Origin of the sequence: Lutibacter oricola (assembly GCF_900106565.1) — a bacterium.
Lineage (GTDB): Bacteria > Bacteroidota > Bacteroidia > Flavobacteriales > Flavobacteriaceae > Lutibacter > Lutibacter oricola.
In genome coordinates, this window is record NZ_FNNJ01000001.1 from 1,084,712 (window position 1) to 1,109,792 (window position 25,081).

A 25,081-nucleotide genomic window follows, 5' to 3' on the forward strand; every position below is an offset into this window, starting at 1 on the left:
CCTTTATTGTTTTAAAAGCTTAATTGTTTGAATTCTGTTTCCTAAATTTTGCTCGATAAAATTAGTCATTTTATTATAAAGGTGTAAACGTGTGTTTTTACCTCTATAAATACCGTGAGTTCTATCTGGATAAATGGCTTGTTCAAAAGGTTTGTTAGCCTCTATTAAAGCATTTGTTAAGCGCATTGTGTTTTGTACGTGTACATTGTCGTCTCCACTTCCGTGAGCCAATAAAAAATTACCTTTTAGCAATGAAGCAAAGTTTAAAGGCGAATTTTCATCGTAACCATTTGGGTTTTCTTGAGGTGTTTGCATATAACGTTCAGTATAAACACTATCATAAAAACGCCAGCTAGTTACTGGAGCAACAGCAATTGCCATTTTAAACACATCGTTTCCTTTTAATAAGCAGTTGCTAGACATAAAACCACCATAGCTCCAGCCCCAAATACCAATATTGTTTTTATCAATGTAGTTTAGTTCGCCTAATTTTTTTGCAGATTCTATTTGGTCTTGAACTTCATATTTACCTAATTCTTTATAAGTAACTTTTTTAAAATCTCTACCTTTAAAACCAGTTCCTCTTCCGTCTACACAAACAACAACGTATCCTTTTTGAGCTAAGTGTTGATACCAATAATCATTATAACCATTCCATTTATTCGAAACAGATTGTGATCCTGGACCAGAATACTGAGTCATAAATAATGGATACTTAGTATTTTTATCAAAGTTATTTGGTTTTAGCATCCAAGCGTTAAATGCTCCATTTTCAGTTTCTAAAGTGAAAAATTCTTTTTTAGAAAGTTTGTAGTTTTTTAATTCGTTTGCTAATTCATTATTATTTAAAACTTCTTTTAACTGCTCACCATTGCTATTGTGTAAAGTATAAATAGTTGGCGTGTTAGCATCAGAAAAAGTATTAATAAAGTAGTTTTTATTTTTACTAAAAGAAGCCGAATTTGTTCCTTGAGAATTAGTTAATCGTTTTTTATTTTTTCCATTTAATCCAACAGAATAAACAGTTCTGTTAATAGAACCATCTTCAACAGATTGATAATAAACAGTTTTTGTTTTTTCGTTAACACCATAAAAATCTGTAACTTCCCAATTACCGTTAGTAATTTGGTTTTTTAGTTTTCCTTCTTTTGAATAATGATAAATGTGGTTAAAGCCATCTTTTTCGCTAGTCCAAATAAAGCTATTGTCTTTTAAAAATGTTAGGTTGTCATTAATTTCAACATAAGCCTTATCCGTTTCGTTTAAAACTATACTTGCTTTTGAAGTTGAAGCATTAATAAAAAATAAATTCAAGTTGTTTTGGTGTCTGTTTAAAGTTATAGCACTTAAAACAGAGGCATTTTTTGTCCATTTAATTCTAGGAATATATTCGTAATTACCTAAATCTATTTTTGAAGTTGAATTAGCTTCAGTATTATAGATGTTTAGCATAACTATAGAGTTTTTTTCACCAGCTTTTGGGTATTTAAAAACTTGTTGAGTTGGATATAAACTTTTTCCTGTAATATCCATTGAGAAGGTTGGTACTTCAGTTTCGTCAAAACGTAAAAAAGCTATGTTTTTACTGTCTGCACTCCATTCAAAGGCTTTTACAAAAGCAAATTCTTCTTCGTAAACCCAATCGCAAATACCATTAATTATTTTGTTCTTTTCACCATCATTAGTTAGTTGAGTAACTTTATTGGTTTCTAGGTTTTTAATATAAATATTATTGTTTTTTCCGTAAGCAACCTTTTTACTATCTGGCGAAAATGTTGGTTCTTGTATTTTATCTTCATCAATAAGTTGTAACGATTTAGAAGCAATGTCATACACATAAAAAATACCTAAAGTAGAATGTCTGTATATCGGAGTAAGATCGGTACCTAAAATTAATTTAGTTTCGTTATTATTAAAACTATAGCTTTCGAAATAATTAAGTTGTTTTAAATTTTTACTATCGGCAATAGTTTCAACCTTTTCTAGCGTAGCATAGTTGTACTTGTCTATGGTAGTACCTTGTTTCGAAAAATTTAATAACGTGTAAAAATCGTCATTCATAGAGTTTAGAGAATTCATATATTGTGTTCTAAACGCTCCTCCCCAAATTTCTTCTAGTGTAATATCTTTTTTTTGTGCTGAAACTAAAGTAGTTAGTAATAAAAATAAGCCAAGAAATTTCTTCATAAATTATCAATTCTATAATAGGTGTCAAGTTTAAGAAAAATATAGCAAATAGTAGGTGAAAAATGTCATAAAAGATACAATTGTATTAATATATAAGTATATTTAATTAATCAAGTATCTTTGCTTTTTTATAATTGAAGATTAAATATGTCTAAAACTGTAAACGGATTTTCAAAACTGAATAAATTTGAAAAGATAGATTGGTTAATTGAGAACTTTTTTAATGGCGATAATGAAGCCAAAAACACCTTAAGTCAATATTGGAATGAGAATGAAATTATTCAAGATTTACACGATGATTTTATTGAAAATACCATTTCAAATTATTATTTACCATTTGGAATTGCACCCAACTTTGTAATAAACGGAAAAGATTATGTAGTGCCAATGGCTATTGAAGAAAGTTCGGTAGTTGCAGCAGCCTCATTAGTTGCAAAATTTTGGAGTACTCGTGGAGGTTTTAAGGCAGAAGTTTTATCGACTGTTAAAATTGGTCAAGTACATTTTATGTATGAAGGAGATAAAGCTGAACTTCAAAAATATTTCAATACAAAAAAAGAAGATTTATTAAAAGCAACGTCAGCTATTACCAAAAATATGCGTAAGCGTGGAGGTGGAATTTTGGATGTTGAGTTACGCGACAAAACTGAAGAATTAGAAAACTATTATCAACTACATGTTACTTTTGAAACGGTTGATAGTATGGGGGCTAATTTTATCAATTCTTGTTTGGAAGCAATGGCAAATGAGTTTGAAAATGAGAATATTAGAGTTGTAATGAGTATTCTTTCAAATTATGTTCCTGAATGTTTAGTAAAAGCAGAAGTAAGTTGTAAAGTGGAAGAATTGTATGCTGAAAATTCAGAATATTTAGCGCAAAAATTTGTGGAGGCAGTTCAAATAGCAAACGTAGAACCACATAGAGCAGTTACACACAATAAAGGAATTATGAATGGTATTGATGCTGTTGTAATTGCAACTGGAAACGATTTTAGAGCCATTGAATCTTGTGCGCACGCATACTCAGCAAAAGATGGACAATACAGAAGTCTATCCAACGCTACCATAGAAAACGGAATTTTTAAATTTTGGATTGAAATTCCTTTAGCATTAGGCACTGTTGGAGGTTTAACTTCGTTACATCCTTTATCAAAATTAGCTATGCAAATGCTTGGAAAACCTTCAGCAAAAGAATTAATGCAAATAATTGCTGTTGCAGGTTTGGCTCAAAACTTTGCTGCATTACGTGCCTTAACAACCACAGGAATTCAAAAAGGGCATATGAAAATGCACTTAACCAATATTATAAAAGGCTTAGGAGCGAGTGAAGCAGATAAACAATTTTTAATTAATTATTTTGAAAATAAAACGGTAACTCATAACGCAGTTGTTGAAGCTTATAATAACCTAAGAAAGTAAAATGAAAGATATAAAAGTAATAGCATTTGATGCAGATGATACACTTTGGGTCAACGAGCCTTATTTTAGAGAAACTGAAGAAAAGTTTGCTGAATTATTGGAAGATTATCTGCCTGAAGAAGATATTAATAAAGAACTTTTAAAGGTTGAAATAGATAATATTTCTATTTATGGATACGGAATAAAAGGTTTTATGCTTTCAATGATTGAAACTGTTTCTAATATCACAAATAATACAGCAGATATTGCTCTTGTAAATAAAATAATTGCCTTAGGAAAGGAGATGTTAAATAAACCTGTTGAAGTTTTAGATGGAGTAGAGAAAATATTAAAAGATCTTAATGGAGATTATAGAATTGTAATGGCTACAAAAGGAGATTTGTTAGATCAAGAACGTAAATTAATAAAATCTGGTTTAGAAAAACATTTTCATCATATTGAGGTGATGAGTGATAAAAAAACTTCAGATTATAAAAAACTGTTAAAGCATTTAGATTGTGCACCAGAGAATTTTTTAATGGTTGGTAATTCAGTTAAATCAGATATTATACCAGTTTTAGAGATTGGCGGAAAAGCAATACACGTTCCTTTTCATACTACTTGGTCTCATGAAGAAGTTAATGGAAGTTTAGCTAAATATAATTATTTAGAAGTTGAAAATATTTCTGAAATAATAAAGTTTTTAAAGTAAAATGAAAGAATTTTATAGCAACGGAAAACTATTGTTAACAGGAGAATATTTTGTGCTAGATGGAGCAAAATCTTTAGCAGTACCGACTACTTGTGGGCAAAATTTAATTGTAAAACCAATTAGCGAACCTCAATTAGTTTGGAAAAGCTATACAAATACTGGCGAGTGTTGGTTAGAAGCAATTTTCGATTTACCAAAACTACGTTTATTTAGTGCCGATTTTGAATCGAATGAAGATGGAGGAAATGATAGACTGGCTGAAAATTTAATGGAGATTTTACAAGAAGTTAGAAATCTAAATCCTTCATTTTTAAATAGTGAAGAAGGATTTTTGGTTGAAACTCATTTAACTTTCCCTAAAAATTGGGGACTAGGAACTTCATCTACGTTAATTAACAATTTAGCAGATTGGGCAGAGGTAAATCCGTATTTTTTGCTAGAAAAAACCTTTGGTGGAAGCGGTTATGATTTGGCTTGTGCTAAACATAACACACCAATTTTATATACAAGAAATGGAAGCGATCCAATAGTTGAAGAAGTGAAATTTAATCCTTCGTTTAAAGAGCAATTGTATTTTGTGTATTTAAATAAAAAGCAAAATAGCAGAGAAGGTATAAAACGATTTAAAGAGTTAAAAGGAAATTTAAGTACTGAAACTAAATTAATTTCAAGATTAACTGATGCCTTTGTTGATTGTAATGATTTAAACGATTTTGAAAAGTTAATGGCTGAACACGAGCAAATAGTTTCAAAAACAATTCAATTACCTACCGTTCAAGAAACATATTTTTCTGATTATTTTGGACAAACAAAAAGTTTAGGAGCTTGGGGCGGAGATTTTATTTTAGCAACTGGTAATCAGGATTCTTCAAACTATTTCAATAAAAAAGGATTCCAAACAATAATACCATATAAAGATTTAATTTTATAAGTAGGTGGCTGAGCGGATTTGCTAAAAGGGTTAAAGTTGTAATAATGGGATATTAATTAATATTACGGCGGCTGAGCGGAGTCGAAGCCAATCATGTTATGAAAAAAGGATTTGTTTACATATTAGAATGTTCTGACGGAACTTTTTATACAGGAAGTACAAATAATCTTGAGTTAAGACTAAATCAACATCAAAATGGAGTTGGAGCAAATTATACTGCAAAAAGACTACCAGTTAATTTGATTTATGTTGAAGAGTTTACAACAATATCTGAAGCTTTTTATAAAGAAAAACAAATTCAAGGTTGGAGTAGAAAGAAGAAACTTACATTAATTAAAGATAAAAAGGAAGATTTACCAAAGTTTTCGGAATGTAAAAATAAAACTCATTTTAAGAACAAAAAGGGCTTCGACTCCGCTCAGCCAACAGAAAAAAAGTAAATATAAATATGAAAAAACTTATAATAGTTGGAGGTGGAGCAGCAGGTTTTTTTGCAGCAATTAATGCAGCAGAATTAAATCCCGAATTGGAAGTTGTTATTTTAGAAGGTAGTAATAAAGTTTTACAAAAAGTTAAGGTTTCTGGAGGAGGACGTTGCAATGTTACACACGCTTGTTTTGTGCCTAAAGATTTAACAGAGTTTTATCCAAGAGGAAAAAAAGAATTGTTAGGTCCTTTTCATCAATTTATGACCGGAGATACTATGGAATGGTTCGAAAATAGAGGTGTTCCTTTAAAAATTGAAGATGATAATAGAATTTTTCCTGAAAGTAATTCATCGCAAACTATTATAGATTGTTTTGTGGAAAGTGCTAAACAAGCAAAAGTTGTTTTAAAAACAAGTACACGAGTTGATTCAATAGAAAAGAAAGAAGAAAAGTTTATTGTTAAAACCAATTCAGAAGATTTTATAGCAGATTATGTATTAATTGCTGCTGGAAGTAATGCCAAAGTTTGGAGTTTGGTAGAAGTGTTAGGGCATAAAATTATAAAACCAGTGCCATCTTTATTTACATTCAATATTAAAGATGAACGATTAAAGGATATTCCTGGAATTTCGGTTCCAAAGGCTTCAGTTAAAATTTTAAATTCAAAATTAGCGGAAAAAGGACCATTATTAGTAACACATTGGGGATTAAGCGGACCTGGGATTTTAAAACTTTCAGCTTGGGGAGCATTAGAATTGGCTGCTAAAAATTATCAGTTCCAAATTGAAGTAAATTGGCTGTCTAAACAAACAGAAGGAGTTTTAGAGTTCTTAAAGTCGCAAAAAAAGAAGAATGCAAAAAAGCAAGTAATTTTGCGTTCGGTTTTTGAAGATATTTCAAAACGATTGTGGTCTAAATTGGTAAAAGCCGCTCAAATTTCTGAAACTGCACAATGGGCTCAATTAAGTAACAAACAATTAGAAAATTTAGCAAGTCAACTAACTAAATGTACTTTTCAAGTCAATGGGAAAAGTACTTTTAAAGACGAATTTGTAACTGCTGGTGGTGTAGATTTAAAGGAAATAAACTTTAAACGTTTTGAAAGTAAACTTCATAAAAACTTATTTTTTGCTGGTGAAGTTTTAAATATAGATGCTGTAACTGGTGGATTTAATTTTCAAAATGCCTGGACTGGTGGTTGGATAGTTGCGAACTCAATAGGAAATCTTTAAAGAGGAATCTCTAACAATTAAATTTGTTGCAATTTCTACCGTTTTACTTGTTGTTCGTTCTTCAGGATTTTCTATTTCATTTATTAGGTAAGTAACGGCTGTTTTTCCTATTTTTTCACCTGGCTGATCAATTGTTGTTAATTTAGGCTCTATAATTGTTGAATATAAGGAGTTGCTAAATCCTACAACAGCAATTTCACGAGGTATTTTAATTTTAAATCTTTTTAGCGTCTTAATCACTCCAATTGCAGCGCTATCGGTAATGGTGAAAATAGCATCAGGTTTATGTTTTAAACTTAATAAAAGTTTTGTCATTCTTCTACCTTGTTCTAGATTTAAGTCTTCGCAACTAACAATAATTTTGTTATCTATTTCAATGTTGTTTTGTTTTAGTGCTTTTAAATAACCTTCATATCTTCTTTCAGAATTATAAGAGAACTTATTTTCTTTAATAATTGCTATTCTTTTTTTACCTGTTTGAATTAAATGTTCAATGGCTTTATATGATGCCTCAGCTTCATTAACAACAATTTGAGTGCAAGGTATTTTATAGGACACCTTATCAAAAAGAACCAGTGGAATTCGGTTCATAATATCTAAAATATCAGTAAAGCTTTTAGTTTTTTTAGAAACACTCATTAATATTCCATCAACTCCAAATTGAGCCATTGTTTGCAGCATTTCACTTTGTTTTTTTATATCATTATTAGACTCGGTAATAATAACTTTATAGCCTTTTATATCAGCTTCTTTTAGAATTCCTTTTATAAGTGTAGAACTAAAATAATGAGTAACATTAGGTACAATTACACCAATAATATTGGTTTTGTTTTTTCTAAATCCTTGCGCAAATATATTTGGGGTATAGTGAAGTTTATTTGCTAATTTTTGAACTTTTTGCTTTGTTGTAGTACTAATATCCGGATGGTCATTTAAAGCTCTAGAAACGGTAGATGTCGATAAATCAAGTTTTTGCGCTATTTCTTTTAAAGTACTTACCTTTTTTCTCATAAATCAAATATACTAAAAAAAACAAACGTTCCCGCAATCGTTTGCGGTAGAAAATGACTATTTTTATATTGATTTTGCTTGGAGGTAATATTAGTTTTACTTCATATTAACCAATTATTTATAACTATAATGAAAAAATTACTTGTGTTCGCTTTGTGTGTTTTCGCCTTTCAGGGGCTGTTAGCTCAAAGCCAAATTTCGGGAAACGTTAAAGATGCAAATGGTAACCCAATTATGGGGGCAAATATTACTATTGAAGGCAGTACTGCGGGAACTACATCAGATTTTGATGGTAAATTTATATTTACTACTACTTTAGAAGGAAATCAAGAAGTGTTGTTTTCATATGTTGGATATGTAAGCTTTAAAAAGGTAGTAAATTTAGATGGTAAGCCAATAATAATTAATGCCGTTTTAAATGAAGGTGGTAATGTGTTGGATGAAGTTATGCTTACAGCATCTAGTACATTTCGTTCTCAAAAACAGGCTGCATTATCTATTTCTTCGGTAAAACAAGCAGCTATTACAAAGTTATCAGCAAATAGTCAAGCTGATATTATTAGAACAGTACCAGGTATTACTGCTGAAGGTGGTGGTGGTGAAACTGCAACAAATGTATTTGTAAGAGGTTTACCTTCTGGAGGTCAATATGTATTTAACCCGTTACAATATGATGGTATGCCATTAATGAGTACGTTTGGTTTAAACTCATCTGCTCACGATGTGTATGCAAGACCAGATATTGGTATGAAAGGTGTTGAATTTGTACGTGGTGGATCAGCAATTTTATATGGTGCAGGTTCCGTTGCTGGGATTATTAACTATACTAGTAAAACAGGAGATACAAATGAAGAAAATATAATAAACGTTGAATGGGCAGATAAAGGAAGACTTAAAACTGATTTTTACACAGGAGGTAAATTAGGCGGTGAAGATTCAAATACATTTTATGCTTTTACTGGTTTTATTAGAAAAGATGATGGACCAATTGAAACTGGTTTACCTACAAAAGGTGTTCAGTTTAGAGGAAATATTAAAAAGAAATTTGACAAAGGTTCTTTTACACTTCACGGACAATATATAAATGATAAAGCACAATTTTTTATGCCTTTACCGTTAGAAGGAGGAACCAGAGCAAGACTTAAAGGTAATGATGGTGAAGATGTTTACTCATTAGCTACTGGAGAATTGGCGAATACTTCATTTAAAACACCAGGAGGCTTATATGAAAGCCCAATTGAAGATGGTGTTTATACTAACGGAGGTTATGTTTTAGGTGAATTTGTATATGATTTTGCAGAAGATTTAAAGTTTAAGTCTAAAGTTAAATTTGCAGAGTACAAACACAATTTTGCTTTATATATTGGTGGAAATGGAGCAAATCCTAATCCTATGACGTTAGATTCTTATGTAAATAGTATAGATCCTGCTAACCAAGGTTATTCTGCAGAGTTTCAAGGAGGATTACCAATTAGCGGAAATGATTTAGTTATTGATAATTTACATATTGATAGATTACGTCCAATGACAGATTATTCAGGTGAAGCGTCATTAACAAAAACTATAGATGTTGAAAATGGAACTCACAATATTACCCTTGGTACTTTTTTAGCTCGTACTGAAGCTGAAGATGTTAATTATCAATATAGAGTACTTTCAGAATTTAATAACAATCCAAGAATAATAAACTTAAATTATACTGATGGGAGCGGAGACGATGTAACATATTCTCAAGGAGGTTTATATGATAGAATTGGTATGACTTCAAACAAATACCTTTCTCAAAATAGAACAGCTTTATATATTTCTGACGAGATGATTTTTGATAAATGGCGTTTTGATGTTGGATTTAGATATGAAGATACGCAAGGTACTTTTAATAATGGATCAATTGCTGAAGAACAAGTATATGATGAAGCAGGTTTAACACCAGCATTAAGCAATGTTAAATATGGTGATGGAAGTTTTGTAAGAGCAAATGTAAGTGCGTCTGATTGGGCAGTGTCATTAGCGGCTTTACACGAATTAAATGATAATTTAAATATCTATGCTAACTTTTCTAAAGGTTACTTTTTTCCTCAAATTAGACAGTTTGCACCAATTATTACAGGGCAAACAGGAGCTAAATATGATTCAGAAAAAATTGTACAGTTTGAAACAGGTATAAAATATGGTAATGGTAAATTATCAGGTTCTGTAGCAGCTTACTATGTAGGTTTAAGCGATAGAATTAAATTAACACAAGGCTTTGACAATGGAATTTTAGTAGATAAAACAAGGTCTGAACAAAACACAAGAACTATTGGTTTAGAAGCAAATTGGAATTATAAACTTACAGATAATTTAAGTCTTGTTGGTTCAGCTACATACCAAGATCACGAATTAACAAAAAATGTTGATGAAGATTTAATTGCAAACACAAAAACAACAAGTAATGAAGGTAACGAATTGGCTAGACAACCAAACTTTTTAGGTAACATTGGGTTAAACTTTGATAATAAAAAATATGATGCAGTGTTTTCTATGAGTCATACAGGAGAAAAGTTTGCAGCAGATAATAACAATGTAGAGCTAGAAGCAATTACAATTGCTCGTTTAGGAGCAGGTTATACATTTAACATTGGTGAAGATGAAGAAAATTTAAGATTAGGTTTTTCAATATTTAACTTGTTTGATGATGAAGGTGTAACTGAAGGTGATCCAAGAAATGTAGACCAATCTGGTGATGCCGAATTTTTCTTTGGAAGACCAATTTTACCAAGAAGATTCTTTTTAACAGCAACTTTTAACTTTTAATAATTTGATTTAATTAATGTTTGGCGAAACTCACCGCCTATATAACCAATAGGTGGTGGGTTTTTTTAAGTTATTGTTGTTAACACTTATTTTATTTGAACCTACCTAGAACTTTATCGTAATGAAAAACAAAGCAAAAGAAATACTATTAAAAAATTGGCGTGATGGTTTTACCATTCCGTGTGATAAATTATACCCATTTCAATGGTTGTGGGATTCAGGATTTATAGCCATTGGTTTTGCGCATTTTGATATGCCAAAAGCACAAAAAGAAATTGAAACATTGTTAAACGCTCAATGGGAAAATGGTTTTATACCTCATATTGTATTTCATACAGAGAGTGATACCTATTTTCCAGGACCAGAATTTCACAGAGCAGATTTACATCCTCAATCTTCAGCAAAATACAGTTCAACTGGGATGACACAACCTCCGGTAACTGGTTTTGTATTAGAAGAAATATATAATATAGCGAAAAACAAGGCGGAGGCATTAAAATTTATTGAATCTCAAATTGATAAAGTCTATTTTAATCACGAATATTTTTATAATAATAGAGATGTTAATAATGAAGGTTTAGTCTATATTTATCACAATTGGGAATCTGGCACCGATAATTCTCCAATTTGGGATGATGTTTGGAAAACTATGAATCCACCTGATTATAAATTTGAACGAAGAGATACTTCACTAGTAGACGCTGCTGAAAGACCAAGTAAAAGAGAGTATGATCATTATTTGCATATAATTGAGATTGCTAAAAAGTACAATTATTCAGATGAAAAAATTGCTGAAAATTCACCTTTTTTGGTGCAAGACCCATTGTTTAATTCAGTATTAATTAAATCTAATGAGAGTTTAATAACTTTATACCAATTATTAGGAGGTAATCAAGATAAAATAGATCAATTAAAACATTGGACAAAAAAAGGTAAATCAACCCTAAATTCTAAATTATATAATGAAGCTTTAAAAGCCTATGTGCATTACGATTTGGTAAATGATAGACAAATAGAATATGCTTCCTCTTCTTCTTTTACTCCAATTTTTGCAGGAGTACCTTCAAAAGAAAGAGCAGCAGATTTAATGGGTACAATGTTAGATAAATTTGGTGGTGAAGAGTTTTATTTATGTGCATCGTTCGATCCAACTCATAAAAAATTCGATCCAAAACGTTATTGGCGTGGTCCAGTATGGATTAATTTAAATTGGATGCTTTATAAAGGTTTTAAAAATTATGGATACAGTGATTTGGCAAAACGAATAAAAAAGGATTCAATAGAATTAGTAGAAAAAGCAGGTTTTTTTGAGTATTTTGACTGTAGAAAAGAAAATTATAATAATGAAGTTGAAGGTTGTGGAGGTGCAAATTTTTCTTGGAGCGCAGCATTAATTTTAGATTTACTAAACGAATAAAATAAACGTATGAATTGGCTCGATTATAGTATTGTACTAGTATATATTATTTTCTTTTTAGGAATGGGATATTTTTTTAAAGAAAATAAAAATTCGAAAGACTATTTTTTAGGAGGTAAAAGTATGGGGTGGTTTCCGTTGAGTTTATCTACAATGGCAACACAATTATCTGCCATAAGTTTTATTTCGGCACCAGCATTTGTTGGACTTAAATTAGGTGGAGGTATGAAATGGTTAACGTTTGAGTTTGCCGTTCCATTAGCAATGATTTTTATAATGGTTGTTATAATTCCACCTTTATTTAGATCGGGTGTTGTAAGTATTTATGAGTATGTTGAAAAACGTTTTAGCGCTTCAACACGTTTAATTTTGAGTATTGTTTTTCAAATAAGTAGAGCCTTAGGTACCGGTGTTATGGTGTATACGATAGCCATAATATTACAAGCTGTTTTAGATATAGATTATGTGTATACTATTTTAATTATTAGCGTTATAACTATAATTTATTCTTGGCAAGGAGGTATGAAAGCTGTTGTTTGGGGAGATGCTATTCAAATGATAATTCTTTTTTCAGGTTTAATTATTTGTTTGTTTTACGGATGGGATTTGTTACAAGAACACGGAGGTTTAGCTAATGGTTTTGATCCAGAACGTTTACAAGTTATAGATTATAATTTAGGGCTAGGAGAAGGTAATGAATACGGATTATTACCAATGATTTTTGGAGGTTTCTTTTTATATGTTTCGTATTATGGTTGCGATCAAACGCAGGCACAAAGATTACTTTCAGCCAAAGATGAAAAAACAATTAGAACCTTATTATTAGCAAACGGATTGTTGAGGTTTCCGGTAGTGTTAGTTTACTGTACAATGGGTTTAATATTAGGAGGTTTAATTACGTTAGCTCCAGATTTTTTAAATGAAATAGCGGTAACTACTCAAAAACATTTTCCAGAACAATTTGCTACTCACGGTGTAAAAGCAGATTTAATGGTGCCAGTATTTATTATTAAATATTTACCACACGGTTTAATAGGTATTTTAATGGTAGGTATTCTATCTGCTGCAATGTCATCATTAAGTTCTACTGTTAATTCATTATCTGCTGTAACTGTTGAAGATTTTTTTAATAGAGGTTTAAGTAAAGGAAAACTTTCATCAAAAAAATATATGATGATTTCTAAAGGAGCAGTTGTATTTTGGGGAGTTATCTGTATAGCCGCTTCGTTTTTATTTGGTGGAAGTAAAAGTGCAGTAATTGAAATTATTAATGCAATTGGATCCGTGTTTTATGGACCAGTTTTAGTAACATTCTTATTAGCATTTTTCTCTAAAAAAGTGAATCATATTGGTATGAATGTGGGGATAATTAGTGCAGTATTAATAAATTTAGTGTTTTCAAAAACAATGCAAGAAATATTTAATATAGATTTAGGAATTGATATTTTCTGGATTTGGTTAAACTTTACAGGTGTAATTTTAGCTTTAGTAATTGCGTATCTAGTTTCAGCATTCACTAAAAATGTACCAGTAAAACATATTGAAGGAATGGATATAAAAATAAAGAAAAAAGACTTTATGATTAAAGAGGTTTATATTTTATCTGGGTTTTTTGTAGTTATTTTAATAGTGAGTTATTTTATACCTTATATATTTTAAATTAGAATGAAAATAGTTGTAGCTCCAGATAAGTTTAAAGGTTCTTTAACCGGTGTTGAGTTTTGCAATATTGTGAAGAAGAATATTTTGGCTTTTAATCCAAATGCTGAAGTTTTGGAACTTCCGTTAGCCGATGGAGGAGATGGAACCATTGAGGTGGCTGACTTTTATTTACAAGGTAAGTTTGTTGATGTTACTGTAAATAATCCGTTTTTTAAACCAGTTAAAGCTTCGTATTTGTTTTCTGAAAAATCTAAAACAGCTTTTATTGAAATGGCTGAAGCTTCAGGAATTAAACTGCTTCAAAAAGAAGAGTTGAACTGTATGGAGGCGACTACTTTTGGAACAGGTGAGTTAATTATTGATGCACTAGAAAAAGGAGCAAAAACAATTATTTTAGGTATTGGTGGTAGTGCAACAAACGATTGTGGTATTGGAATGGCAACCGCTTTAGGTTATCAGTTTTTAGACGCTAGTGGAGACCAAGTTGAGCCAATTGGTAAAAATTTAGAGAACATAAAATATATTGAAACTTCAAAAGTACATCTTCTTTTAAAAGAAGTAACTTTTAAAGTTGCTTGCGATGTAACCAACCCGTTGTATGGAGAAAATGGAGCAGCTTATGTGTACGCGGCTCAAAAAGGAGCTTCAAAAGAAGAAATTGAACAGTTAGATAAAGGTTTACAACATATTTCGAAGCTTATAAAAACACAGTTTAAAATTAATCCTCAAGATATTGCTGGCGCAGGTGCAGCTGGAGGAATGGGAATTGCTTCAAAAGTGTTTTTAAAAGGAGAATTAGTTTCTGGAATAACGCTAATAAAAGACTTGGCTAAGTTCGATGAAAACTTAAGTAATACAGATTGGATAATTACCGGTGAAGGAAAATTGGACAATCAAACAATGTCTGGTAAGGCAATTCAAGGAGTTTTAGAGTCTTCAAGACGGCATAGTATTAATGTTGCTGTTTTTTGTGGAAGCATTACAATTGATAAAAAAGAATTAGAGAATATGAGAATTTCATATGCCGATTCAGTTATTGAAAGAACGTCAAATCTTGAAGATGCAATGCAGAATAGCGCAAATTATTTACATGAAATTACAGCAAAGTTTATTAAAGAAAAATTACGCTAACTGCCCACGATGAGGTTTTAAAGCATCTCTATAAATTTTCATATCAACTTCGTCAACTGTTATAAAAGCTATAGCGTGCATTTCAGAAACTACATTTAAGTCTACTTCATAATAATGTAGTTTTTCTATTGTAGCAAATTCTTTTAGATGAATACAATGGTGTTCTGCTGTTTTTTGTGAAGCTGGACCGCGAAAATCCCAGATCAATTTTAATTTTCTATTCATTACTTACATATATTAAAAGGTTCCCTTTTTTGTATGAAATTTCAACAGTGTTTTCACTAGCTTTATTTCTAGTTCCAATGCGTTCTCCAAAAACTAAAGAATCATTTTTTAAGGGATAATATAACCCATTCGTATTGATACCTTCGGCAAATGGAAAAGGAATTAAAGATACATTTCTACCTTTTAAATTATTAAGTTGAATATTGTTTTCAATAAAGAAATAGGTGCCAAAATCATCAAAAAAAGAAATATTTAAAGTTGATTTCCATTGAAGTGCTGTACTAATGTTTCCCAAAAAATGATCGTGTTCTTTTCCGCTACCACCATAAACTTCAATATTAAAAAAACCGCGTTCTTTTAAAATCATTAAAGCTTTATCAAAATCTGTATAATTTTGATCAGGTGTATTTATTACTTCTACCGTTTTTGGAATTTTATGAATAGAATCAAAATCTCCTGTAACTAAATCAGGTAACATATTATTTTTTTCAAAATGATTGTAAGCACCATCAATAGCACACACAATATCATATGCAGATAAGTCTGGAAAAACAGAAGGTTCCAAACCGTTTAATAAAATAAAAGCCTTTTTAGTTTTCATGTTTTGTAAAAGTAACTAAAAAGGCAGATAAGAAAGAAATTTATTTCTTCAGAATGTTTAAAATTATAATTCCAATACGTGCAATTAAGAATACAATCATTCCAAATAATGGTGAAAGAATTGCAACTTTTATTCCTCCAGCTAGCATTGCAGGCGAAACATCTCCTGCAGCTTGAACTGCATCAAAAGCAGATATAAAACCTAACATTTGTCCTAAAAACCCCCAAACTAATACAAATAAACTAATGGAGCTTACCAATGTAACGGTTTTATCTCTAGCTGTAGGTTTTACAAAACCTCTAATTAATAAGGCTAAAATTACTATTAGTAAAAATAGTGTTGTGTACATAAATAATGGTCCACCTTCATTTAATCTATCAATAAAAGGATTTCCAACTAAAGGAATAAAACTGTGAAGTGCTAATAACATAATATGATTTTTTAAATTTATAAACCAAAAGTAAATTGTTTACAATTACTTATTTTATTAATGCGATAATTAACTAAAAAGTTACGACAATCGACTGATTAAAAGAGAATTTTGTAGAATAAAGTTGAAAAATGGTAAAAAGAGGTCCTTTTTTCTATTTCGGTCGCTAAAATAAATGTAGCTTTAACATTATTTGCATATTGCACTTTATGATAAGTAACAGATCCATTTTAAAACACATTTTAACCATATGTAGCCATATACTGTTTTGGATAGTAATCTATTACTTTTATGCATATTTTTTGGGTTATGGAAGTTCAAATACCAAGTATGTAAATAAGTTTTCAGGTTTTTTAATGCCTGTAACTATTTTAGTTAGCTACTTTTTTGTTTATTATTTAATTCCTAATTATTTACTCACAAAAAAGTATGTGTACTTTATTTTGTACAGTATTTACACCTTTATTCTTTCTGTATTTATAATTCTTGTATCCATTTTATATGGGTTGGTTTATTCTGAAGGGTTTAAAGAAATGGGTACTGTTCCTTTAACTAAAACCTTGCCATTTATTATTTTAGGTGTCTATTTTGTAGTGTTAATTTTTGTGTCATTTAGTTTAATAATGTACAACTATAAATCTATTGTAAGTAACGAGAACTTGAAGAATAAAATATTAGAAACTCAATTACAGATTAAAGATCAGGAATTAAGGTTTCTGAAAATGCAGATTCATCCGCATTTTCTGTTTAATTCATTAAATACCATTTATGGTTTTGCTTTAAATAAAAAAGATGAAGCACCAGAAATGATATTAAAGCTTTCTAATTTGTTAGATTATATTTTATATCAAATTGAAAAACCTCAGGTTTTTTTAATGGATGAAATAAATCATTTGCAAGACTACGTTTCATTAGAAAAAATGAGGTTTCACGACACCTTGGAAGTAGAAACAACCGTTAATATTTCTAGTAAAAATATTCAAATTGCCCCAATGTTATTAATACCTTTTGTTGAAAATGCATTTAAGCATGGAGATATTATTAATGGAAGTTTATATGTTTCAATTCAAATTAAAACGGATAACAATAAATTGTTTTTTGAAATTGAGAATACTTCAATAAAAGAAAATAAAACCAATAATGGGATTGGGCTAGAAAACATAGCAAAACGTTTGAAAATGTTATATCCAAATTCACATACTTTAGAAACCTTTCAAACCGATTCATTTTTTAAAGTGAAATTAACTATTGATAATTTAAAACAATTTAAAAATGAGTAAAATAGTAAATTGTATAATAGTTGATGACGAGCCAGTTGCACGTGAAATTTTAGAAAATCACTTACAAAAAGTAGCAGCTGTAAATATAATTGCAACTTGTAAAAATGCTGTTGAAGCTTTTAACGAAATCAATTCAAATCAAATAGATTTAATTTTTTTAGACATAAATATGCCTGAAATTTCAGGGCTTTCTTTTGCAAAATCTATTAATAAAAGTATTAAAGTAATTTTTACCACTGCCTACAGAGAATATGCAATTGACGGATTTGACTTACAGGCAGTTGATTATTTATTAAAGCCAATTTCTTTTGAACGTTTATTGCAAGCAGTTAACAAATTTATAGGAGAAAATAACGTTGAGATTGAGCATCATTCAATAGAAATTAAGCCAGAGAAGAACGATTTTATTTTTGTTCGGGCCGATAGAAAAATGGTGAAAATCAACTTTTCTGAAATCAACTATATCGAAAGTTTTAGCGATTATTTAAAATTTCATTTAAATGAAAAAGTCGTAGTTACTAGAGAAACAATTTCTAGTATTGAAGCTAAATTACCTAAAGCAGATTTTTTAAGAATACATCGTTCTTATATAGTTTCAATACCTAAAATAGAGTCTTTTACAAATGAGTTTATCGAGATTAATAAAAAGGCTTTACCAATTAGCAGAAGTTATAAAAAAGACGTGCTCTCTAGACTGGAAAATGTATAAGTAGTTAATTGTTTAATTTTATTAAATTTTGAACAAAATATCTAATGTCTAAATTCTCAAATCTAATATCTAAATTAGTTATCTTTGCTCAAAATTTTTGTTTTGACTGAAACCAATTTTATTTTAGAAAATTATAATTCTGAACTTATAAATAATGGCGAGTTTACTTGGAAAACTCCAAGTAATATAGCTTTAGTAAAATATTGGGGTAAACGCGATCCGCAATTACCGGAAAATGCTTCAATAAGTTTTACACTAGATGCTTGTTTTACGTTAACTACCTTAGAGTATAAATCAAAAGAACGTAATTCTAAACTTGTTTCAGAATCTCATCCTAGTGATTTCAGTTTCGAGGTGTATTTTGAAGGTGAAAAAAAGGATAGTTTTAAGCCAAAAATTAAAACATTTTTTGAAAGAGTTGAAAAATATGTACCTTTTTTAAAAGAGTTCGATTTAGTTATAAAATCACGAAACTCATTTCCTCATAGTAGTGGTATTGCATCATCGGCAAGTGGTATGAGTGCTTTGGCTTTGTGTGTTATGAGTATTGAAAAGCAGTTAAATCCAGAAATGACTGAAGAGTATTTCAATAGAAAAGCATCGTTTTTAGCGCGTTTAGGATCTGGAAGTGCTTGTAGAAGTGTAGAAGGAGAATTAATTGTTTGGGGAAATCACAAAGAAATTAATGGAAGTTCAGATTTGTTTGGAGTGAAATTCCCATTTCAAGTTCATAAGAATTTTAAAAACTATCACGATACTATTTTGTTGGTAGATGAAGGTGAAAAACAAGTTTCAAGTACTGTTGGTCATAAATTAATGTACGGCCACCCTTTTGCAAAACAACGTTTTAAACAAGCGAATGATAATATTTCAAAAATATCAGAAGTACTTCAAAATGGAGATTTAAAAGAATTTATTGCTATTGTTGAAAGTGAAGCGTTAAGCTTGCACGCAATGATGATGACAAGCAACCCTTATTTTATATTAATGAAACCAAATACATTAAAAATTATAAATAAAATTTGGGCTTTTAGAGCTGAGACAAATAGTAACATTTGTTTTACACTAGATGCTGGTGCAAACGTACATATTTTGTTTCCAGAAGCAGAAAAGGAACAGGTTAACAATTTTATAACAAGAGAGTTAATTCAATATTGTCAAGAAAATCACTATATTTGCGATAGAGTTGGAACAGGGGCTCAATTAATGAAAAAGTTATAATTAAAAAGGAATAATTAAATTGTTCTCTTTTAATTTACATAATTGCTATAATGAAGAAAGAGAATATAATTAAAGCCAAAAGCTTTACCTTTGCAATTGAAATTGTTCGGCTGTATAAGGAATTATCTCAATCAAAGCAGGAATATGTAATGTCTAGACAATTGCTGAAATCTGGAACATCAATTGGGGCTAATGTTAGGGAAGCCGAGTTTGCTCAGAGTAAACCAGACTTTATCAGTAAAATGTCAATTAGTTTAAAAGAAGCAAACGAAACTGATTATTGGCTAGAATTATTACATAAAACAGATTATATAAATAGCGATATTTATAAAAAATATAAATTACAATCTTCTGAAATTATAAAAATATTGGTTAGTATTGTAAAATCAGCGAAAAATTAGAAATCATAATTTTTTAATTTTTCATTATACATTTTTAATTGTAAGATGAAAGGACCACTTTTTTACGCGAAAATTTTACTTTTTGGAGAGTACGGAATTATTAAAGATTCTAAAGGATTAGCTATACCATATAATAGTTATCAAGGAGCTTTAAAAAAGTCTGAAAACCCTTCAAAAGAAGCCATAAATTCAACAAAGAACTTAGCTAAGTTTTATAAGTACTTATCACAGTTAAATACAGATTTGGTGGTGTTTAATTTAGATGAATTTAAGGCTGACATTGAAGATGGAATGTATTTTGATTCTAGTATACCAATGGGCTACGGAGTAGGGAGTTCTGGTGCTTTAGTTGCTTCAATTTATGATAAATATGCTGAAGATAAAATTACAGTTTTAGAAAATTTAACAAGAGATAAATTGTTGAAGTTGAAACAAATTTTCTCATTAATGGAGTCTTTTTTTCACGGACAAAGCTCAGGTTTAGATCCTTTAAATTCATATTTAAGTATTCCAATTTTAATAAATTCAAAAGATAATTTAGAAGCTACAGGTATTCCATCCCAAAAAGAAGGTAAAGGTGCTGTTTTTTTATTAGATTCTGAAATTATTGGTGAAACCGAACCAATGATTAATATCTTTATGAATAAAATGAAAAATGAAGGTTTCAGAAAGATGTTGAGTGAAGATTTTGCAAAACATACCGATGCTTGTATTGATGATTTTTTACACGGAAATGTAAAATCTCTTTTAGGCAATGTTAAAAGTTTATCGAAAGTTGTTTTAGATAACTTTAAACCTATGATTCCTCAAAAATTTCATAATGTATGGCAAAAAGGAATAGAATCTAACGATTATTATTTAAAGCTTTGCGGTTCAGGTGGTGGAGGTTATATTTTAGGATTTACAGAAGATTTTGAAAAGACTAAAAATATTCTTAAAAACTTTAAGTTAGAATTAGTTTATAGATTCTAATTTTTTAAAGTAGAGATTACTTCAATGGATTTACTTGAGATTTCAAAAAACAATGCAAAGAAGAATAGGCCTTTGTATATTAAAATTTTAAGCTTATTTTCTGTAGTTAGAGGTTACAATATTTTTCTTATTGTTATAGCTCAGTATCTTGCTTCTATCTTTATTTTTTCACCACAAAAATCATTGAAATTAGTACTTTTAGATTTAAATCTATATTTTATTGTATTAGCTACAATATGTGTTATTGCAGCAGGATATATTATTAATAATTTTTACGATTCAGAGGCAGATAGAATTAATAAGCCTGTTAAATCTAAAATAGACGCAATAGTTAGTCAAAAAATTAAATTAAGAATTTATTTTCTACTTAATTTTATAGGTGCTGTATTTAGTTTTTTAGTTTCTTGGAAAGCTTTTGTTTTTTTTTCAGTTTATATTTTTTTAATTTGGTTTTATTCACATAAATTAAAAAAGTATCCGCTACTTGGCTTTTTTTCTGCAGCTACACTTGCAATTTTACCCTTTTTTGCTGTTTTTGTTTACTATAAAAACTTTTCAGAAATAATATTTACACATGCAGCGTTTTTATTCTTTATTCTTTTAATTAGAGAGTTAATTAAAGATTTGGGGCGGATTAAAGGAGATTTTACTCAAAATTATCAAACAATTACTGTTAAGTATGGCGAACATTTTACTAAAATATTGGTAAGCTTTATAGCAGTTTTAACATTAAATCCTATTTATTTTCTAATGAAATATCCAGAAATAGGAGGTATGAAGTATTATTTTTACTCAAGTATTGTGGTGTTAATTATTTTTACAATTGGTTTATGGTTTGGTAATTCAAAGAAACAATACTCAATTTTACATTTGTTATTAAAACTGCTAATATTAGCAGGTGTTTTTAGCTTAGCTTTAATTGATTACTCGGTAATAATCAATAGATTAGTTTAAATAGTTCTTTGTTTTCTTTTTTATATGCAGAATAAAAGTAATTTTGCAAAAAATATAATAATGAATTCAAATAAAAACTCGTCGAGAGGACGACAACAAGGAAAGAAAAATCCTCAAAAATCAACAAATAGAAAATTTGATGATAAGCGTAAATCTTCTTCAAGTTCTAGTGAAGGTGGCCACAAAAGACCATTTAAAAGAGATTACGAAACGTCAAATACTTCAAAAAGAAAGTTTGATAACAAGGGCAAATTTTCAAAACCATCTAAGCCTGCAGCTCCAAAACAAGAAAAAAGTGAAAATGAAGGAATACGTTTAAATAAATATATTGCAAATGCAGGTATTTGTTCACGTAGAGAAGCAGATGTTTTTATTGCAGCGGGTAGTGCAACAGTAAACGGAAAAGTTGTTTCAGAAATGGGTTATAAAGTTATGACAACTGATGTAGTTCGTTTTGATAATGTTTTAATAAGCCCGGAAAAAAAGCAGTACATTCTGTTAAATAAGCCTAAAAACTTTATCACTACTATGGAAGATGATAGGGGAAGAAGAACTGTAATGGAGCTTGTTTCAAATGCAACTAAAGAGCGTATTTACCCTGTTGGTAGATTAGATAGAAATACTACAGGGTTATTGTTATTTACAAATGATGGTGAGTTAGCTAAAAAACTAACACACCCAAAACATAATATTCAAAAAATCTATCACGCATCGTTAGATAAAAAATTAGCAATGTCTGATTTGCATAAAATTTCTGATGGTTTTATGCTAGATGAAAGAAGAGTTTTAGTAGATGATATTTCTTATATAGAAAATCAACCAAAATCTGAAGTAGGTGTAAAAATTCATTCAGGTAGAAATAGAATTGTACGTAGAATTTTTGAACACTTTAATTATGCCGTTGTAAAATTAGATAGAGTTATTTTTGCTGGTTTAACAAAGAAAAATTTACCGCGTGGACATTGGAGACATTTAACCGAAATGGAGGTAAACAATTTAAAAATGTTGTAATGTTATGTATGTGTTAAGTTAAGTAAAAACTTATACACGTGTTGAAGATTAAGGGTTTTTTCAAATCATTTTTTCTTTTTTGATAAAAATATTTTTTTATATTTGATGAGGGAGTTATAGAGAATAGCAACCAAAAATTATTAATAAATAATCAATTATAACTAATTTATTTTGAAGAGAATAATAGTAGATTTTAAAAAGCTAACCCCTGAAATTTTAAATTTGTTAGTCGAAAAATTTCCTGACGGGTACGGAATTAGAGATGTAATTCATTTTACAAATCATAAAGGTCAGTATATAGAAGCTGTTGAGGTAAAAACCGATGATACTGTGTATATGGTTAAAATTAGTGATCAACTTGTAGATAGTATGGAAAACCACGAAGAAGAAGATTCACTAGAAATTGATGACTCAATAAAAGTTGACGATATTGATTTAAACGATGATTAAAATATAGATTAATAAAAAAAAGCCGCTGATTAATTCAGCGGCTTTTTTTATTATAATTAACTTAATATAAATCTATAGCTCTCGTAAACTTTGAGCTGCAATTTCTGCTGTAATATCGCGTTGAGGCATACCAAACATTTCATAACCAACCATAAATTTCTTTACAGTTGCAGAACGTAATAATGGAGGGTAAAAACTCATGTGGAAATGCCAAGAATCATATTCTTTATCAGTTGGAGCTTGGTGAATACCTCCAGAATATGGGAATGAGCAATCAAATAACTTATCGTACTTTTGAGTTACAACTTTTATTTGCTCAGCATAATCTTTTTTCTCAGCATCTGTTAATAAACCAATATGTTGAATTTGACGTTTTGGTAAAATCATAACCTCATATGGCCAAACAGCCCAAAAAGGAACAACACTTACAAAAGTTTCATTTTCAAAAATAACTCTTTCATTAAGTTCTATTTCCTGTTTAACGTAATCAACCAATAAACTTTGGTTTTTTGCATTGAAATATTCTTCTTGTTTTTCAGTTTTTTTAATTACTTCATTTGGAATAGATTTTTGAGCCCAAATTTGCCCGTGTGGATGTGGGTTACTACAACCCATAATAGCTCCTTTATTCTCAAATATTTGTACATGATTTATAGCAGGGTTTGCACCTAGCTCTTTATATTCTTTTTGCCAAACAGAAATTACATTTTCAATTGCTGAAATTTCCATGTCAGGTAAAGTTTCAGAATGATTTGGTGAAAAACAGATAACTTTACAAATTCCAGTTTCGTCTTCAGCCTTTAGTAAACCTTCGTTGTATGTAAACGGAGTACTATCTTCTAATAAAGCTCCAAAATCGTTTTGAAAAACATAAGTGCTTTCATAATTTGGATTTACTTCTCCATTAATTCTAGTGTTTCCAGCACATAAATAACAATCAGGATCGTGCTTAATTTGCTCTTTTTTTGCTGCGCTTTCTTTTTTTCCTTGCCAAGGACGTTTAGTTCTGTGTGGCGATACTAAAACATATTCTCCTGTTAAAATATTGTATCTACGGTGTGGTGTTGATGAAAAATTATCGTTCATAATGTGTCTATTTAGCTGACTAAATTTTTATCAAATATAAGAAAATATATTAAATGTAAAAAATACATTTAATAAAAAAAGTGTTATTTTAAAGTTAATTAAGTTGAATTGAAATTTATGGTAATTAAATTTCGAAATTTACACCTTTAGCAATCAATGTTTCAAACTTTTCTTTATCGAAACTATATAAAAAAGCTCCTTTTTTAGAACCAGATTTATCTTTTTTATCCGATTTGTTTAAAATATCAAACGAAAGTATTTTTTTTCTGAAATTACGTGTGTCTAAAGGTCTTTGATAAATACATTCATACAACGTTTGTAATTCAGGAATAGTAAAAAATTCAGGTAATAAGTTAAAGCCAATAGGTTGGTGTTTTGCTTTTTGACGTAAACTTTCTATAGCGTCTTGAACCATAACGCTATGGTCAAAAATTAATTCAGGAATTTCATCTAAATCAAACCAATGTGCATCATATTTTTCTACACTTTCTAGTTCAAATTCTGTAACACTTGTTAAACTATAATAAGTAACTGATATTACTCTTTCTGCAGGATCTCTATAAACTGAACCATATGTTTTTAATTGCTCTAAATAGATATTATCTAAGCCTGTGGTTTCAAATAATATTTGTTTTGCACCATCATCAATAGATTGATCATTTTTTATAAAAGCCCCAATTAAAGACCAGTCACCTCTAAATGGTTCTATTTTTCGTTTAAATAAAAGTAGCTTTAATTTATTGGCTACAAAGCCAAAAATAATACAGTCTACTGCAATTAAAATTTTTTGTTGCGTATTATATATGTGTGCATTATCTATTAATTTCATAAGTTCT

General features: G+C 29.6%; 24 protein-coding genes. 17 read left to right on the plus strand and 7 right to left on the minus strand.

The window, feature by feature from the left end; genetic code table 11:
* Positions 1-3: 3 nt before the first annotated feature.
* Positions 4-2,187 (minus strand): S9 family peptidase, encoded by a 2,184-nt coding sequence (locus BLU40_RS04460; RefSeq protein ID WP_090120132.1) that lies wholly within the window; start codon positions 2,185-2,187, stop codon positions 4-6.
* A gap of 147 nt (positions 2,188-2,334) precedes the next feature.
* On the opposite strand from BLU40_RS04460, the gene BLU40_RS04465 reads away from it, so the two are divergent.
* The 5 genes from BLU40_RS04465 (at position 2,335) to BLU40_RS04485 (ending at position 6,888) form a co-directional block, all read left to right on the plus strand.
* Positions 2,335-3,606, plus strand: a complete 1,272-nt coding sequence (locus BLU40_RS04465; RefSeq protein ID WP_090120135.1) for a hydroxymethylglutaryl-CoA reductase, degradative — start codon at positions 2,335-2,337, stop codon at positions 3,604-3,606.
* A gap of 1 nt (position 3,607) precedes the next feature.
* Positions 3,608-4,297, plus strand: a complete 690-nt coding sequence (locus BLU40_RS04470; protein WP_090120137.1) for an HAD family hydrolase — start codon at positions 3,608-3,610, stop codon at positions 4,295-4,297.
* Position 4,298: 1 nt separating this feature from the next.
* Positions 4,299-5,228: a GYDIA family GHMP kinase gene (locus tag BLU40_RS04475; RefSeq protein WP_090120140.1), complete on the plus strand. Its 930-nt coding sequence runs from the start codon at positions 4,299-4,301 to the stop codon at positions 5,226-5,228.
* A 98-nt stretch (positions 5,229-5,326) separates the two neighbouring features.
* Positions 5,327-5,668 carry a GIY-YIG nuclease family protein gene (locus BLU40_RS04480; protein ID WP_090120142.1) on the plus strand — a complete coding sequence of 114 codons (342 nt, stop codon included), beginning with the start codon at positions 5,327-5,329 and terminating at the stop codon, positions 5,666-5,668.
* An 8-nt stretch (positions 5,669-5,676) separates the two neighbouring features.
* Entirely contained in the window at positions 5,677-6,888 is a 1,212-nt protein-coding gene (locus tag BLU40_RS04485; protein WP_090120144.1) for a BaiN/RdsA family NAD(P)/FAD-dependent oxidoreductase, read from the plus strand.
* Here the strand turns inward: BLU40_RS04485 and BLU40_RS04490 are convergent.
* Positions 6,871-7,899, minus strand: coding sequence for a LacI family DNA-binding transcriptional regulator (locus tag BLU40_RS04490; protein ID WP_090120146.1), 1,029 nt, complete (start codon positions 7,897-7,899; stop codon positions 6,871-6,873). The two genes, BLU40_RS04485 and BLU40_RS04490, sit on opposite strands and share 18 nt — an antisense overlap.
* 129 nt (positions 7,900-8,028) lie before the next feature.
* On the opposite strand from BLU40_RS04490, the gene BLU40_RS04495 reads away from it, so the two are divergent.
* From BLU40_RS04495 to BLU40_RS04510, 4 genes are all read left to right on the plus strand, one after another.
* The gene (locus tag BLU40_RS04495) at positions 8,029-10,695 is read left to right on the plus strand and encodes a TonB-dependent receptor domain-containing protein (protein ID WP_090120149.1); all 2,667 of its coding nucleotides are present in this window, start codon (positions 8,029-8,031) and stop codon (positions 10,693-10,695) included.
* Between the two features lie 121 nt (positions 10,696-10,816).
* On the plus strand, positions 10,817-12,112 hold the full coding sequence (locus tag BLU40_RS04500; protein ID WP_090120151.1) for an MGH1-like glycoside hydrolase domain-containing protein: 1,296 nt from the start codon (positions 10,817-10,819) through the stop codon (positions 12,110-12,112).
* A gap of 9 nt (positions 12,113-12,121) precedes the next feature.
* Entirely contained in the window at positions 12,122-13,771 is a 1,650-nt protein-coding gene (locus BLU40_RS04505; protein ID WP_090120154.1) for a sodium:solute symporter family transporter, read from the plus strand.
* A 6-nt stretch (positions 13,772-13,777) separates the two neighbouring features.
* On the plus strand, positions 13,778-14,905 hold the full coding sequence (locus BLU40_RS04510; protein ID WP_090120156.1) for a glycerate kinase: 1,128 nt from the start codon (positions 13,778-13,780) through the stop codon (positions 14,903-14,905).
* On the opposite strand, the gene BLU40_RS04515 is transcribed toward BLU40_RS04510, so the two are convergent.
* Genes BLU40_RS04515 through BLU40_RS04525 form a run of 3 tightly spaced genes read right to left on the minus strand, consistent with a single transcriptional unit; the run spans position 14,897 to position 16,161 of the window.
* Positions 14,897-15,130 carry a hypothetical protein gene (locus tag BLU40_RS04515; protein WP_090120159.1) on the minus strand — a complete coding sequence of 78 codons (234 nt, stop codon included), beginning with the start codon at positions 15,128-15,130 and terminating at the stop codon, positions 14,897-14,899. The genes BLU40_RS04510 and BLU40_RS04515 overlap by 9 nt on opposite strands.
* Entirely contained in the window at positions 15,123-15,731 is a 609-nt protein-coding gene (locus BLU40_RS04520) for a thiamine diphosphokinase (RefSeq protein WP_090120161.1), read from the minus strand. The genes BLU40_RS04515 and BLU40_RS04520 overlap by 8 nt, the downstream gene beginning before the upstream one ends.
* 40 nt (positions 15,732-15,771) lie before the next feature.
* Entirely contained in the window at positions 15,772-16,161 is a 390-nt protein-coding gene (locus BLU40_RS04525) for a MotA/TolQ/ExbB proton channel family protein (RefSeq protein WP_090120162.1), read from the minus strand.
* A 209-nt stretch (positions 16,162-16,370) separates the two neighbouring features.
* Here BLU40_RS04525 and BLU40_RS04530 point away from each other — a divergent pair, with 209 nt between their 5' ends.
* The 8 genes from BLU40_RS04530 to BLU40_RS04565 all read left to right on the plus strand — a co-directional run bounded on the left by BLU40_RS04530 (position 16,371) and on the right by BLU40_RS04565 (position 23,159).
* Complete coding sequence (locus BLU40_RS04530; protein ID WP_090120164.1) at positions 16,371-17,441, plus strand: sensor histidine kinase; 1,071 nt, start codon at positions 16,371-16,373, stop codon at positions 17,439-17,441.
* On the plus strand, positions 17,434-18,150 hold the full coding sequence (locus BLU40_RS04535) for a LytR/AlgR family response regulator transcription factor (protein WP_090120166.1): 717 nt from the start codon (positions 17,434-17,436) through the stop codon (positions 18,148-18,150). The genes BLU40_RS04530 and BLU40_RS04535 overlap by 8 nt, the downstream gene beginning before the upstream one ends.
* A 102-nt stretch (positions 18,151-18,252) precedes the next feature.
* A complete protein-coding gene (locus BLU40_RS04540) occupies positions 18,253-19,371 on the plus strand; it encodes a diphosphomevalonate decarboxylase (RefSeq protein ID WP_090120169.1) in 1,119 nt (372 codons plus the stop codon).
* 50 nt (positions 19,372-19,421) lie between these two features.
* Positions 19,422-19,772, plus strand: a complete 351-nt coding sequence (locus tag BLU40_RS04545) for a four helix bundle protein (protein ID WP_090120171.1) — start codon at positions 19,422-19,424, stop codon at positions 19,770-19,772.
* A gap of 45 nt (positions 19,773-19,817) precedes the next feature.
* Entirely contained in the window at positions 19,818-20,744 is a 927-nt protein-coding gene (locus BLU40_RS04550; RefSeq protein ID WP_090120173.1) for a mevalonate kinase family protein, read from the plus strand.
* Positions 20,745-20,768: 24 nt separating this feature from the next.
* The gene (locus BLU40_RS04555; protein ID WP_090120175.1) at positions 20,769-21,698 is read left to right on the plus strand and encodes a geranylgeranylglycerol-phosphate geranylgeranyltransferase; all 930 of its coding nucleotides are present in this window, start codon (positions 20,769-20,771) and stop codon (positions 21,696-21,698) included.
* A 60-nt stretch (positions 21,699-21,758) separates the two neighbouring features.
* Positions 21,759-22,709 carry a pseudouridine synthase gene (locus BLU40_RS04560; protein WP_090120178.1) on the plus strand — a complete coding sequence of 317 codons (951 nt, stop codon included), beginning with the start codon at positions 21,759-21,761 and terminating at the stop codon, positions 22,707-22,709.
* Positions 22,710-22,880: 171 nt separating this feature from the next.
* Positions 22,881-23,159: a hypothetical protein gene (locus BLU40_RS04565; protein WP_090120180.1), complete on the plus strand. Its 279-nt coding sequence runs from the start codon at positions 22,881-22,883 to the stop codon at positions 23,157-23,159.
* Positions 23,160-23,231: 72 nt separating this feature from the next.
* Here BLU40_RS04565 and BLU40_RS04570 read toward each other — a convergent pair whose 3' ends face one another.
* Positions 23,232-24,245: a UDP-glucose--hexose-1-phosphate uridylyltransferase gene (locus tag BLU40_RS04570; RefSeq protein ID WP_090120182.1), complete on the minus strand. Its 1,014-nt coding sequence runs from the start codon at positions 24,243-24,245 to the stop codon at positions 23,232-23,234.
* Between the two features lie 124 nt (positions 24,246-24,369).
* A complete protein-coding gene (locus BLU40_RS04575) occupies positions 24,370-25,074 on the minus strand; it encodes an NUDIX hydrolase (protein ID WP_090120183.1) in 705 nt (234 codons plus the stop codon).
* Positions 25,075-25,081: the final 7 nt, after the last annotated feature.